This is a genomic window from Bacillus sp. FSL K6-0073, from assembly GCF_038006085.1.
In the GTDB taxonomy this organism is placed as follows: Bacteria; Bacillota; Bacilli; order Bacillales; family Bacillaceae_G; genus Bacillus_A; species Bacillus_A cereus.
The window spans coordinates 4,748,596-4,762,190 of the sequence record NZ_JBBOUN010000001.1 but is presented as its reverse complement, the minus strand read 5'-3'; the positions used below and the strand labels follow the sequence as shown (position 1 = coordinate 4,762,190).

The following is a 13,595-nucleotide window of genomic DNA, read 5'->3' as shown; positions in this document are numbered from 1 at the left end:
ATAGACCCTAATAACATAGGATATCGTTGTAGTTTGAACACGGATAGTAAACCTCCTTTCTTCTGCATGAACTATTCATAAAAGCTCGATTGCTGAAACTTTATCACATACATTTTATATTAGTCTTAATTTTCTGTATATAACTTTTAAGAAAAATGGTGATACAATATATGAATGATAAGAGAAGAGAGGATGAAGATTAACGTATGTACGTTACTGTAACAGAAGCAGCATATAAAAAGATTATGGATACGATTCCAAGTGAAGCGAAATATATAAAGTTATTTTACGATAATGAAGGTTGCGGTTGTGTTATGAGCGGAATTATCGATTTAGTAGCTGTAGCAGAGAAAGATGAGCGCGATGTGGATATTGAATCAAGCACAATGAACTTTATCGCTGATCGTACAAAGCTTGTATTTATGGATGATAAGTTAACTGTTGATTGGCATGAAGGTGGAGGAACTTTTCAGTTAAAGAGCCCAAGCCAGTTTTATAATCCAAATATGAAGTTACACGTTCGAATATAGTAAAGGAAAGGTGATTCCAAAATGTATTTTGGAATCACCTTTTTTATTTTATAAGTCGCTATTATTGTCGATTTTTGTCGATAAGTCGATATATTTGGGAAATCGCCGATATAAATGGAGTTGCGCTGATATATTCAGAAAATCGCCGATATAAATGGAGTTGCGCCGATATATTCAGAAAATCGTCGATATAATTTCATTTACCAAAACGTTTCATATAATAAAAAGATTTTTTCACATAATGAAATGTACATATGATTGAATTTTCTGTATAATCTTCTTTGCGGAGGGGATACGCATGAGAAGATGGGGAATTGAGTTGTTAATTTTGAGTGTTGTTATTATTTGGGGGATTAACTATACAATTGCGAAGTATGGACTTTTAGAATTTACAGCAATTGAGTTTACTGCACTTCGCATGATGGCGGCGGCACCGCTTCTGTTACTCCTTACCTTTTTTATTGAGAAGTCGGTTTATATGGAGCGAAAGGATATACCTAGATTAATTATCGTTAGCATTGTAGGTATTGTACTGTATCAAACGTTATTTATGGAAACTGTCAAATATACATCTGCTACAAATGCCTCTTTACTCATTTCTATTTCACCTATTTTTACAACTGCATTTGCGATTTTCTTGAAACAAGAAAAGTTTTCTTCTCGAAAGTTAATCGGTTCTATGACTGCCTTTGTTGGTGCAGCATTAGTTTTAGTAGCAGGACATTCGCTTACTAGTTCTTTTTATGGCAATGGAATTGGACTTATTACATCAATATGCTGGGGACTTTATCCTGTTTTAGCAGGACCATTAATTAAAAAATATTCAGCATTACGTGTTACAGCATGGTCTGCATTAGTCGGTGCGATTCCGCTATTATTGTTAAGTGGTCCACATGTGTTTGTCATGCCATTTCACATTACTCACGAAATGACACTATTTGCTTTACTATATTCTATTTTCTTTGTAACAGTATTTGGTCTAGTAATGTGGTATGTTGGTGTTCAAAAAATTGGGGCGTCACATACGATGGTATATATGTATATAACGCCGCTTGTAGCGGTTCTATTTGCAGCTGTCTGGGCAAATGAATATGTATCGTTTCAACAAATCATCGGTGGAATTATCATTTTTGTTGGTCTATGGTTTGTGAAATCGGAGAAAGTAAAAGTTCATTCTATTGCAGGGGAACCTATATCAAAATAGGAAAACAGATCACCTATGATCTGCTTTCCTATTTTTTTATTTTTGGTAAGAAGATGAGAAATAAGATAGCAGTAATAAGTGGAATTAAGTTTAAAAATGGAATACGGAAGAGTGTAATAAGAATAATACCTGGAAGAAGAACACCGAGGACAGCGTAAAAAATGCTATGGTTTTTCGTGTACCAATACAATGAAAGTCCAATAAGTGCAGGGATAATGATGTGAATGAGAGCCATTAAAAAATAAATCATTAGACGCCCCCTTTATTTGTGTGCTTATTACATCATATCCGTATGTTCATAGATTGATATCATTTTTTTCATAAATGGACGAAAAAAGTTTGAAAAACCGTCACAAAATATGAGGATATGATGTTTGAAATCTTGTATAATATTATTTCCTAAAAATATTTAAACAACATAAACATACTGTTTATGTTGTTTTTAATTTGAGTGAAATAGATGTAAGGAATATGAATTTGAAAGAAATTTTTTGTTGGATAGATAAGAACGAATGAAGAGAGGTACAGCATGATTAGTATGTCACTAAGATCATTTAAAATCCAATCGTATTATATACTAGGTATTTTGTTACTAGGATGGATGTTAACACCGTTTTCAGCACACTTTTTAGGTGCTGGAATTGGGCTTATTGTAAGTATGTATTGCGTTTGGCTTTTAGGGAGAAGAATTGAGAAGCTTGGAGATAGTATTGTAAAGAAGACGAAAGCACCGACACTCGGTATGTTTAACCGTTTTGCAGCTGCCATTTTGGGTGCTATTATTATGTACGAAATTGAGCACCACATGGTTATGTGGGCATTTGCAGTAGGGATTATGGGTGGTTATTTCTTAATCGTTGTTAATTTAGGATACTATAGCATGAAAGATGAGAAAGAACTAACAAAGAGCTAAAAAAGATAAAAGACTTCTTTTTAGATGGAATAGATGACCCAGCCACGGATAGAAGCGGACGGGGACTTTTTTGGCCCCATGTGGTGTGAAAACAGAGAGATGTAGCGAGTAGGGATATAATTTATATATCCGAATCCATAATTTGGCTATGTGAAAATCGGTTTATTCTGGGATAAGTGATGATATTACAACAGGAAGTGTAACTTTGCATAAAATGCAGGTTTCCGCTTCCATTAAGTTAACATGAAATTACGTATTAGTATGACTTTGAGGTTCTTTAAAAAAGTTGGATATAATACAACAAATTATTCCGGTAATTAGAATAATATATTTTATCGTTTCACTTGTATGTTGAAATAAATTAACGTTAAGCATCACAAGTCCCCAAAATAGTTGGATCGCTCCGTAACCGAATAAAACTTTTCCTGTACGAGAAAAATTTTTCATAAGTCTCACCCTTTCCTGTATATGTAAATTGTATCATAAAAAAAATGAAAACGAATGATTATAAAATGAATTTTCTGTAATTTATCGAGGTAAGTCATAGATAAAGAGAGAAGATATAGAAAGAAGCTTACGTTTTCACGTAAGCTTCTTTTTTATGTAAGTGTGTATAAACCGTTAAGCCGCATTGGGTTTTGTCGGTGAGTACGCGAAACTTTACGGTTACACGACACTTATTCATATGAGTAAAGGGTTATTTCAACAGAAAGTTTTAATTTAAGCGATTGGACCGCCTAAGTTAATAATGTCTTCAGATACGCTGTCGAACTTTTTGAAGTTAGCTTTGAATTCATTTGCAAGTTCGATTGCTTTTGCTTTGTAAGCAGCTTTATCAGCCCAAGTTTGTTCAGGCATTAACACTTCGTCAGGTACACCTGGTACGTGAAGTGGAACTTCAAGACCGAAGATGTCATGTTTAGCTGTTTCAGTTTTCGCAAGTTCACCGTTTAATGCAGCTTGAATCATTGCACGAGTGTAACCTAAGTTCATACGTTTACCAACGCCGTATTCGCCACCAGTCCAGCCAGTGTTTACTAAGAATACTTTCGCATCGTGTTTCTCAATTTTTTCACCAAGCATTTCAGCATAGCGAGATGCATCAAGTGGTAAGAATGGTGAACCGAAGCAAGTTGAGAATGTTGCTTGCGGAGATGTAACACCGCGCTCTGTTCCTGCTAGTTTACTAGTGTAACCACTTAAGAAATGATACATAGCTTGTTCTTTTGATAACTTACTGATTGGAGGCAATACGCCAGATGCATCAGCAGTTAAGAAAATGATTGTATTTGGGTGTCCAGCAACACTTGGCAGTACGATATTGTCGATCGCATGCATAGGGTATGCAGCACGAGTATTTTCTGTTAAAGTAGTATCGTTATAGTCTGCGATACGCGTTTGGTCATTAATGATAACGTTTTCTAAAACAGATCCAAATGTGATTGCATCGAAAATTTGTGGTTCTTTCTCGTGAGAAAGGTTTACACATTTCGCGTAGCAACCGCCTTCAATATTGAATACACCGTTATCAGACCAACCGTGCTCATCATCACCAATTAATTTACGGTTTGGATCAGCAGATAATGTTGTTTTACCTGTTCCAGATAAACCGAAGAATAATGCTACATCGCCTTCTTCACCTACGTTTGCAGAACAATGCATAGAAAGAATATCTTGTTCAGGTAATAAGAAGTTCATAATAGAGAAGATTGATTTTTTCATTTCTCCAGCGTATTCTGTACCACCAATTAATACGATGCGTTTTTCGAATGAAACCATAATGAATGCTTCGGAGTTTGTACCGTCAACAGCTGGATCAGCTTTGAAATTCGGTGCAGAAACAATTGTGAACTCTGATTCATGAGTCGTTAATTCTTCTTCAGTTGGACGAATGAATAATTGATGTACAAATAAATTGTGCCATGCATATTCGTTAATAACTTGAATTGGTAGGCGGTAATTGCGGTCAGCGCCTGCAAATCCTTTGAAGACGAATAACTCTTCTTTTTCTTTTAAGTATTCTAAAACTTTAGTATATAATTTATTAAAATGTTCTTCAGAAATCGGTTGGTTCACAGCCCCCCAAGCAATTTTGTCAGCAACCGATGCTTCTTTCACAATAAATTTATCTTTAGGAGAACGTCCTGTATATTTTCCTGTTGAAGCAGAAACGGCACCAGTAGAAGTTAATTTCCCTTCATTTCGCATTAATACTTTTTCCACTAATTGCGGAACACTTAGTTGAATCTGTGCATTGCTTCCGTTCAATAATTCGTGTAAACCAATTTGGACATTCACAGTACTCATATTTATATACCATCCTTTTCATTTAATGAAATATTTCTCGTAATCCCCAACAAGAGTATAACACAATTATATAAATAATGTATACTATTTATTTCTTTTTGTTTGTGTGAATGCATTATTTCCCTATTAATATTTCATTTCAGGCGTATTGAGAAAAACTTTCAGGAAAATGTGAATATTAATTGACAAATGAATATCATTTCTTTAGTATAGGTTGGGACGGATACTCTCTTATCCCGAGCTGGCGGAGGGACAGGCCCGATGAAGCCCAGCAACCTCACTTGTATTGATAAATGCAGGTGAATAGGTGCTAAAACCTGTGCGAGGCTACAGGTCTCGAACGATAAGAGCGAAGGGCAAAAAGCAGTATGCAAGTAGCAAATTAAACCTTTCCTCTATGTAAAGTAGGAAAGGTTTTTCTGTATGCTTGTGTGGGAGAATAAATGTATGTCGCAGTTTGTGGCAAATTAAGGATGAGTTCCGTACAATATATACAATTACTGTAGGGAGGTTTACCACATGACAAAAAAACGTCATCTGTTCACATCTGAGTCTGTAACTGAAGGACATCCAGATAAAATTTGTGACCAAATTTCTGATTCAATTTTAGATGCGATCTTATCAAAAGACGCAAATGCACGTGTAGCTTGTGAAACAACTGTAACAACTGGTTTAGTATTGGTAGCGGGGGAAATTACGACTTCTACTTACGTAGATATTCCGAAAATCGTTCGTGAAACAATTCAAGGCATTGGTTACACACGCGCAAAATACGGATTCGATGCAGAAACTTGTGCTGTTTTAACATCTATCGATGAGCAGTCCGCTGACATCGCTATGGGTGTTGACCAAGCGCTAGAAGCACGCGAAGGTCAAATGACTGACGCTGAGATTGAGGCGATTGGTGCAGGAGACCAAGGTTTAATGTTTGGTTTTGCATGTAATGAAACACAAGAATTAATGCCACTTCCAATCTCGCTTGCTCACAAATTAGCTCGCCGTTTAACTGAAGTACGTAAAGATGATACATTATCATACTTACGTCCAGATGGAAAAACGCAAGTTACAGTTGAGTATGATGAAAATGGTAAACCAGTACGTGTTGATACTATCGTAATTTCTACACAACATCACCCAGATGTTACATGGGAAGAAATCGATCGCGATTTAAAAGAGCACGTAATTAAAGCTGTAGTACCAGCAGAATTAATGGATGGAGAAACGAAATTCTTCATTAATCCAACTGGCCGCTTCGTAATTGGTGGACCACAAGGTGATGCTGGTTTAACAGGACGTAAAATCATCGTTGATACTTATGGTGGATACGCTCGCCACGGTGGCGGTGCATTCTCTGGTAAAGATGCAACGAAAGTTGACCGTTCTGCAGCATATGCAGCTCGTTATGTTGCGAAAAACATCGTAGCAGCTGGTCTTGCTGAAAAAGCAGAAGTACAACTTGCATACGCAATCGGTGTAGCACAACCAGTATCAATTTCAGTTGATACATTCGGCACTGGTAAAGTATCTGAAGACGTACTAGTAGAACTAGTTCGTAACAACTTCGATCTTCGCCCAGCTGGTATTATTAAAATGCTAGACTTACGTCGCCCAATTTACAAACAAACAGCAGCTTACGGCCACTTCGGACGTACTGATGTAGATCTATCATGGGAACGTACAGACAAAGCTGCAGCTTTAAAAGAGCAAGCTGGTCTATAATATATGAAAAAAAGCTTTGCGCGGTGAGCGCAAAGCTTTTTTTATTTATAATTACGTTGGAATAAAGCGAAGAGTTCAATGTCATGCCAAGTGCCGTTGCGGAATATAGCTTCTTTACAAGTTCCTTCATGTTGAAAACCAAGTGATTTATATAATTTAACTGCTCTATCGTTAAAAGAAAATACTCGTAAAGAAAGGCGATGTAAATTTAATTCTAAAAATGCATAATCCAATAATAGGGTTAAAGCTTCCTGCCCATAACCTTGCCCCCAGTAATCCTTTTTACCAATATCAATAATGCATTCAGCGTTTCGATTATACGAATCAATATGAATTAAAGAAGTAATACCAATTGGAAGATGCGTAGCTTTTTCTTCAATGATATAGCTCTTAGAGTTCGAAGAATGAATAAATTGCTGGCAAAGTTTTTCTGTGTCTTGAAAGGAATATTTATCAAGAGTGAGTGTAGTTGAACTCATAACGTCTACATCATTATGCCATTTATAATATGTTAGAATATCATCTTCGGAAAACTTTCGTAACTGGATACGGTTTGATTCAAACAATGTAAACACCCCTTTTGTATTTATTGGTTTTTGTTCATTATCTCAACACACGAACTACAATAAATTTGTCCTTCTAATTCAATATACTTTTTCATATTCGTCATGCCATTCGCCGGAATGGGCATATGAATCCACGCTTTTTCATACGTTTGTATTTCTGTTTTACATGATTTACAAAAGATTGATTTCTTTTTGAACATATGTAATCAACCTTTCATTTGACGTGCTTTACTTGCGCAAAAGGCACTACTTAGTAAAAATAGTGTCGCGAATATAATACTTACTAATGTAGCGTATGGAATTGCACCTTTTAAGGAAAAGCCGACAGTGATTGAAGCGATGAATAAGAGGATAAATGTTGTTGTTAATTTTTTATAAAGTTCCATACTATGTAGACCTCCAATTTATTTTTTAGTACAAGTTTTAAAATTGAATTCTATTATGTAGAAAATATAAAGAGTAGCTAAAGATGTGTAGTCTAGGAGTATAAGAAAGTGCACTTTCCTTTTTGTGGGTTAGCATACTTATATTGTATCATGGCGCATGATTGGTTTCATGCATAATTGTGTAAAGGTATGTATGATAAAATGAAGAAAAGTCTTTAAGAAAGGAAAGATAAAAAATGAGTGTAACTGAACATAAAAAACAAGCTCCAAAAGAAGTGCGTTGCAAGATTGTTACGATTTCCGATACACGTACGGAAGAAACAGATAAGAGCGGACAACTATTACATGAATTGTTAAAAGAAGCAGGACATAAAGTAACTTCTTATGAAATTGTAAAAGATGATAAAGAAAGTATTCAGCAAGCAGTGTTAGCTGGTTATCATAAGGAAGATGTAGATGTTGTATTAACAAATGGCGGTACTGGTATTACGAAACGCGATGTCACAATTGAAGCAGTATCAGCGTTATTAGATAAAGAAATTGTTGGATTTGGTGAGCTGTTCCGTATGATTAGTTATTTAGAAGATATCGGAAGCAGCGCAATGTTAAGTAGAGCGATTGGTGGTACAATTGGGCGCAAAGTAGTCTTCTCGATGCCAGGGTCTAGCGGAGCGGTTCGACTTGCGATGAATAAATTAATTTTACCGGAATTAGGCCATATTACATTTGAGCTGCATCGCCAATGAGTAAGTGTGCTGGGATTGTATTAGCGGGTGGTATGTCGAGTAGGTTTGGTGAGCCGAAAGCGTTAGCAATTTGGAAGGGAACTACTTTTGTTGAGCATATTGTGAAAGTGATGGGAAATACTTTGCAAGACATTGTAGTAATTAGCCGTACTGATATAAAAGAGCGAGTAGAGCAATTCGTACAAGTTCCTGTTATAGAGGATATCCCGCACTATAAAGGGAATGGACCGCTGGCCGGCATTGTATCAGGTATGGAATACATAGAAGCAGATTGGTACGCTATTATGCCTTGCGATGCGCCAAATGTTTCGCATGAATGGTTTACCATTTTATTAGAGCAAACGAGCAATGAATATGATGCGGTTGTACCTATTATTAATGGAAGAAAACAACCGTTACTTGCAGCGTATCACAACCGCGTGAAAGAAAAGATTTATGCTTTACTTCAGGAAGAAAAAAGAAGTGTGGGCCAGCTTTTATCACAATGTAATGTGAAATATGTTTCTGGAGAAGATGTACAAGCGAATGCGGATTGGTTTATAAATGTAAATACGAAAGAAGAATATGTGCAGGCTCAAAAAGACCTTTCAAATGAATGAAAGGTTTTTTGATATACAGAATTGGGGAACAATTGCTGTATAAAGGTATGTGAGTAAGTTGATTTTAAAGGGAATTTTTAAAATCATTATACAGTTAAAATACTGTATAACCATATATTAATTTTTATGGGTTTTTATTACAAGTCTGTTTAGTTATGTTTATTTTTGGTATAATTAATATAGAAATAAAACAATGCTTAACCTTATGTATCATTTATTAAACTAAAATTTATGACCATGTAATAAACTCCCTTCGTTTTTTGAAGGGAGTTTTTCTATTTAAGCAAGCAACTCTGATGCGTTATGCTGAAGGACTTCTTCATATTGGTTAAGCAAGCCACGAAAGATCTCATCCCAGCTCTTTGATTTCGCAAAAGATGAAGCTGCTATTCCCATCTGCTCAAGTTTTTCTGCATTTTGTAATAAAAAATAAATGGATGATAGAAATGCATCTTCATTTTTAGGCGGACAAAGAACTCCCGTTTTTCCATCTGTAATAATATTTTTAACCCCGCCACTATTTGCACCAATGACAGGTGTACCGCATGCGAGTGATTCAAGTACGACATTTCCGAATGTTTCAGTAGCTGATGGAAACACCATTATGTTAGAACAAGCATATGCTTCAGCTAAATCTGCACTTTGTAAATAGCCAGTAAAAGTGATATTTGTTTTCGGAACAGCTTCACGTAAACTTGTTGCTAGAGGACCATCTCCTGCAATGAGCCAATGAATATCGTTTCGAGTATGTGCTGTTTTAACGATAAGGTGTTGCAGCGTATCAATATCTTTTTCAGGAGCAATTCGTCCAACATAGGAAAGGACATACTTCGCTGTAATATTATATTTTTTTCGGAATAGGTCTGTATTGTAAGCAGGATGAAAGAGTGTGCAATCTACACCACGTCCCCATATAGAGAGGGTCTGAAAGCCTTTGTTTTTTAATTGATGTAATGTTTCAAAGGAAGGTACAAAATTTTTTTGCATATGACTATGAAACCATTTTAAATAGTTCCACAGCATATTGGAGAGGAATTCGATTTTGTAATAACGTAAATAGGCATCGAAATCAGTATGATAAGAACCGACAACTGGGATGTTTAACTTTTTTGCATAATACAATCCACAAAGTCCCATGTTGAAAGGTGTGGCAATGTGAATAATGTCAGGTTTAAAGGAAAGTAGTTCCCGTTTAATGCGCGGAGTAGGAAAAGAAAAACGACATTCTGGATATAATATTGTTAACGGGATACTTCTCATCTTATTCACATTCGCTACAAAATTATCTTCAGCTGTATGCTGAGGGGCGAAAACAGAATAGGCGATCTGTTCTTTCTGAAAATATTGTGTTAATCGCTCTAACGTTTTCGCAACCCCGTTAACTTGTGGCGTAAAAGTATCGGTAAAAATGGCGACTCTCATCATATCACTCCTTTATGTGAAAAGTGGGATGAATTGATAAAAAGAGATGATGCCAGAGCAAGTGCCAAGGCACATACCGACGAATACATCTGACGGATAGTGAAGTCCTAAATAAATACGTGAAATACCGACGCATAATGCTAACGGTAATAGGAAAGCAAGTAAGCTTGGATTATAGCAAATAAATGGAATGAAGACAGAGAAAACGGCTGTTGTATGACCAGACGGGAAAGAGTGGTCTTTTAATGGATGGACTGGATATTTTGCATCCTGAATTGTTAAATAAGGACGTTTTCGCGGATACCACCTTTTTAATATTTGCACAGGAATATGGCTAATTGCTAACGAAATAGCAGTTGCAATTGCAGCTTGATGCAAAGTTCCCTTTGCGAAAATTAAAAAGAAAAGTGTGAGTGCGATGGAGAAAGTCGCGCCACCGATATGAGTAATATTGCTGAAAAAGATATTTAATGTTTTTTGATCAAAGTAGCGGTTAATTCCTCTGAAAATGTAACATTCTATTTTATATAATCCACTGACCTTCATGAAAATTCTCCTCCCTCATCTACATATATATGGAGATATTAGCTTTTATTTTAATAAGATTTTGTTGAGGGAGTAATAATGTTTTGTAAAGAAAAAGTTAGATTTTATATAAAAAAAGCTGCCAATCTTATGGCAGCGGAAATTTACTTCTGTAATGATTTATAATATTGACCTTTTTCAACGTATTGCGTGCGAATACGCTCCATATCTTTACGGTCTTCTTCTGTTAATTCACGAATGACTTTCGCGGGACGACCGAAAGCTAACGTGTTTGGTGGAATTTTCTTTCCTTGTGAAACGAGGCTTCCAGCGCCGATAAAAGCTCCTTCGCCAATTTCAGCACCATCTAATATAATAGATCCCATTCCAATTAAAGCATCTTTCTTAATATGGCAACTATGTAAAATGACTTGATGCCCAATTGTTACGTCGTCTTCTAAAATAAGAGGATACTGCGGGCTTTGGTGAAGTGTACATTGGTCTTGTACATTTACTCGGTCTCCAATGATTGTCGGTGATACATCACCACGGATGACTGTATTAAACCAAATACTTGATTCCTCGCCAACGGAAACATCGCCTGTAATCGTAACATAGTCAGCGATAAAAGCACTACTCGCAATTTTCGGATTTTTTTCTTTGTAAGGATATATCATGTAAAGTCTTCCTTTCCTAGAGACTAGTTTTAGTGTATCAAATTATGAGAAAGAGTGAAATGGAGGAGAGCCGTATGTGGAATTATGAAGCGGAGGAAGCAAAGGCTGTCATTGTTATTGTGCACGGCGCAATGGAATATCACGGACGTTACGAAGCCGTTGCGGAAATGTGGAATCATATCGGCTACCACGTCGTGATGGGGGATCTTCCGTCACATGGAACGACTTCAAGAAATAGAGGACATATTGATTCATTTGATGAATACATAGAGGAAGTTAAATTATGGGTGAAAGAAGCAAGAAAGTATAGGTTACCTATTTTTCTATTCGGTCATAGTATGGGTGGTCTTATTGTCATTCGTATGATGCAAGAAACGAAGAGAGAAGATGTAGAGGGTATTATTTTGAGTTCGCCTTGTTTAGGGGTAGTGACTGGACCCTCTGCTCCGCTTCAATTTGCTTCAAAAATATTAAATGTTGTGGCTCCAAAATTGCAATTTGCAACGAATCTTACGGTGGAAATGTCAACACGTAACCATGAAGTGAGAGATGCAATGGAGAATGATTCTTTGTTCTTGCGCAAAGTATCAGTACGTTGGTATAGTGAATTGATTAAGTCTATCGAAATTGCTCATAAAAAAATAGATGATTTTCCAGATGTTCCGCTCTTGCTAATGCAAGCTTGTGAGGATAAACTTGTAGATAAAACACGTGTCCGCACTTGGTTTGATAATGTTAAAATAAGTGATAAGGCTTTTAAAGAATGGCCGAATTGTTATCACGAGCTATTAAATGAGTATGAGCGTGATGAAATTTTGAGTTATATTCAGTCATTTACTGAAATGCATGTCAATAATATAGTAAAAACAAACAAATAAATCATTATTTGTACATTTAATAGAGGAGATGAAGGAAGAAGTGAACGTACCGAGTAATCCCATAACGCTCATGGCGAAAGTATACCGTGATGTGTTTCCGGTTGTACACCATGAGCTAGCGATGTGGAAAGAGCGTGCCTACCATATTCCGAACGATGAGCTTCATAGTCAGGCAATCGCAAGTATTGAGCATAAAACGTTTCATTGTGAGGGCGGTGGCATTTTAGCTCTGCTAGCAAATGAACACCGAGAAGAATGTATTCGTTTTATCGTAGCGTATCAAACGATCAGCGACTATTTAGATAATTTATGTGATCGCAGTACATCACTTGATCCAAATGATTTTGCCGCACTGCATGAATCGATGTTAATGGCATTATCACCTGAAGTAGAAGGCGGCGGTAATTATTATCGTTATCGTGATGATCAAGATGATGGTGGTTATTTAGATGAACTTGTTGAAACATGCCAAGATGTTTTAAAGAAAACGAAGCACTATGACAAAATTGCTCCTGTTCTTCATGAACTTGCTTGTTATTATTGTGATTTGCAAATTCATAAACACGTGAAATTAGAAGAAAGAGAGCCGCGCCTGAAAAATTGGTTTGAAGCACATAAAGAAAACTTACCTGAGATGAGTTGGTTTGAATTTTCAGCATGTGCCGGTTCTACACTTGGGATTTTCTGTCTTGTCGCATATGCATTTCATGATGAATTACATGATGAAGATATTGCGAAAATTAGACAAGGATACTTCCCTTACGTACAAGGACTTCATATTTTGCTGGATTATTTCATTGATCAAGAAGAAGACCGTATAGGCGGAGATTTGAATTTCTGTAGTTATTACGAAAACGAGCAAGCGATATTAGATCGTATGAAACATTTTGTAGAAGAAGCAGAGAAGAGCATTGGTGATTTGCCTCATGCGAAGTTTCATCGTCTCATAAGCCGAGGGTTACTTGGTATTTATTTATCAGATCAAAAAGTATCAGCACAAAAGAATATGCACAAAATGGCACGGCGCATTGTAAAGTACGGAGGCCTCACTTCACGATTCTTCTATTGGAATGGGAAGATGTACCGAAAGAAAACAGCGCAGTGATGAAGAAAACCACTCTGT

At 36.3% G+C, this 13,595-nt stretch carries 17 protein-coding genes and 1 riboswitch; of the genes, 8 read left to right on the top strand and 9 right to left on the bottom strand.

Annotation, left to right across the window (positions count from 1 at the left end):
- The first annotated feature begins 206 nt into the window (after positions 1–206).
- A complete protein-coding gene (locus MHB52_RS24655) occupies positions 207–530 on the top strand; it encodes an iron-sulfur cluster biosynthesis family protein (protein WP_000289569.1) in 324 nt (107 codons plus the stop codon).
- A 298-nt stretch (positions 531–828) separates the two neighbouring features.
- Positions 829–1,734 carry a DMT family transporter gene (locus MHB52_RS24650; RefSeq protein ID WP_001255413.1) on the top strand — a complete coding sequence of 302 codons (906 nt, stop codon included), beginning with the start codon at positions 829–831 and terminating at the stop codon, positions 1,732–1,734.
- 28 nt (positions 1,735–1,762) lie between these two features.
- Here the strand turns inward: MHB52_RS24650 and MHB52_RS24645 are convergent, their stop codons facing one another.
- Complete coding sequence (locus MHB52_RS24645; RefSeq protein ID WP_000639041.1) at positions 1,763–1,984, bottom strand: hypothetical protein; 222 nt, start codon at positions 1,982–1,984, stop codon at positions 1,763–1,765.
- A 279-nt stretch (positions 1,985–2,263) separates the two neighbouring features.
- Here MHB52_RS24645 and MHB52_RS24640 point away from each other — a divergent pair, with 279 nt between their 5' ends.
- Positions 2,264–2,647 (top strand): ATP synthase subunit I, encoded by a 384-nt coding sequence (locus tag MHB52_RS24640; protein ID WP_000624926.1) that lies wholly within the window; start codon positions 2,264–2,266, stop codon positions 2,645–2,647.
- Between the two features lie 249 nt (positions 2,648–2,896).
- Here the strand turns inward: MHB52_RS24640 and MHB52_RS24635 are convergent, their stop codons facing one another.
- Together MHB52_RS24635 and pckA are read right to left on the bottom strand one after the other, a co-directional pair.
- Positions 2,897–3,094, bottom strand: coding sequence for a hypothetical protein (locus MHB52_RS24635; protein WP_000788126.1), 198 nt, complete (start codon positions 3,092–3,094; stop codon positions 2,897–2,899).
- Between the two features lie 273 nt (positions 3,095–3,367).
- Positions 3,368–4,954 carry a phosphoenolpyruvate carboxykinase (ATP) gene (gene pckA, locus MHB52_RS24630; protein WP_000108802.1) on the bottom strand — a complete coding sequence of 529 codons (1,587 nt, stop codon included), beginning with the start codon at positions 4,952–4,954 and terminating at the stop codon, positions 3,368–3,370.
- Between the two features lie 228 nt (positions 4,955–5,182).
- Positions 5,183–5,304: riboswitch (SAM riboswitch) on the top strand.
- A gap of 169 nt (positions 5,305–5,473) precedes the next feature.
- Between pckA and metK the strand changes: the two genes are divergently transcribed.
- Positions 5,474–6,673, top strand: a complete 1,200-nt coding sequence (gene metK, locus MHB52_RS24625; protein ID WP_000163123.1) for a methionine adenosyltransferase — start codon at positions 5,474–5,476, stop codon at positions 6,671–6,673.
- Between the two features lie 41 nt (positions 6,674–6,714).
- Here the strand turns inward: metK and MHB52_RS24620 are convergent, their stop codons facing one another.
- From MHB52_RS24620 to MHB52_RS24610, 3 genes are read right to left on the bottom strand one after another with little or no spacing between them, the layout of a single operon-like run.
- The gene (locus MHB52_RS24620) at positions 6,715–7,239 is read right to left on the bottom strand and encodes a GNAT family N-acetyltransferase (RefSeq protein ID WP_000464130.1); all 525 of its coding nucleotides are present in this window, start codon (positions 7,237–7,239) and stop codon (positions 6,715–6,717) included.
- Between the two features lie 20 nt (positions 7,240–7,259).
- A complete protein-coding gene (locus MHB52_RS24615) occupies positions 7,260–7,439 on the bottom strand; it encodes a hypothetical protein (protein ID WP_000473618.1) in 180 nt (59 codons plus the stop codon).
- Positions 7,440–7,445: 6 nt separating this feature from the next.
- Positions 7,446–7,625, bottom strand: a complete 180-nt coding sequence (locus MHB52_RS24610; RefSeq protein WP_000424800.1) for a hypothetical protein — start codon at positions 7,623–7,625, stop codon at positions 7,446–7,448.
- A gap of 236 nt (positions 7,626–7,861) precedes the next feature.
- On the opposite strand from MHB52_RS24610, the gene MHB52_RS24605 reads away from it, so the two are divergent.
- Positions 7,862–8,371: a MogA/MoaB family molybdenum cofactor biosynthesis protein gene (locus MHB52_RS24605; RefSeq protein WP_000117124.1), complete on the top strand. Its 510-nt coding sequence runs from the start codon at positions 7,862–7,864 to the stop codon at positions 8,369–8,371.
- Complete coding sequence (locus tag MHB52_RS24600) at positions 8,368–8,970, top strand: molybdenum cofactor guanylyltransferase (RefSeq protein WP_000030832.1); 603 nt, start codon at positions 8,368–8,370, stop codon at positions 8,968–8,970. The genes MHB52_RS24605 and MHB52_RS24600 overlap by 4 nt, the downstream gene beginning before the upstream one ends.
- Positions 8,971–9,249: 279 nt before the next feature.
- Here MHB52_RS24600 and MHB52_RS24595 read toward each other — a convergent pair whose 3' ends face one another.
- From MHB52_RS24595 to MHB52_RS24585, 3 genes are all read right to left on the bottom strand, one after another.
- Positions 9,250–10,392 carry a glycosyltransferase family 4 protein gene (locus tag MHB52_RS24595; RefSeq protein WP_001261603.1) on the bottom strand — a complete coding sequence of 381 codons (1,143 nt, stop codon included), beginning with the start codon at positions 10,390–10,392 and terminating at the stop codon, positions 9,250–9,252.
- A 12-nt stretch (positions 10,393–10,404) separates the two neighbouring features.
- A complete protein-coding gene (locus MHB52_RS24590; RefSeq protein ID WP_000868592.1) occupies positions 10,405–10,938 on the bottom strand; it encodes a phosphatase PAP2 family protein in 534 nt (177 codons plus the stop codon).
- A gap of 143 nt (positions 10,939–11,081) precedes the next feature.
- A complete protein-coding gene (locus MHB52_RS24585; protein WP_000640206.1) occupies positions 11,082–11,594 on the bottom strand; it encodes a gamma carbonic anhydrase in 513 nt (170 codons plus the stop codon).
- Between the two features lie 74 nt (positions 11,595–11,668).
- On the opposite strand from MHB52_RS24585, the gene MHB52_RS24580 reads away from it, so the two are divergent.
- Both MHB52_RS24580 and MHB52_RS24575 read left to right on the top strand, forming a co-directional pair.
- On the top strand, positions 11,669–12,472 hold the full coding sequence (locus MHB52_RS24580; RefSeq protein ID WP_000267421.1) for an alpha/beta hydrolase: 804 nt from the start codon (positions 11,669–11,671) through the stop codon (positions 12,470–12,472).
- Positions 12,473–12,512: 40 nt separating this feature from the next.
- On the top strand, positions 12,513–13,577 hold the full coding sequence (locus MHB52_RS24575; protein ID WP_001102461.1) for a tetraprenyl-beta-curcumene synthase family protein: 1,065 nt from the start codon (positions 12,513–12,515) through the stop codon (positions 13,575–13,577).
- Positions 13,578–13,595 lie beyond the last annotated feature (18 nt).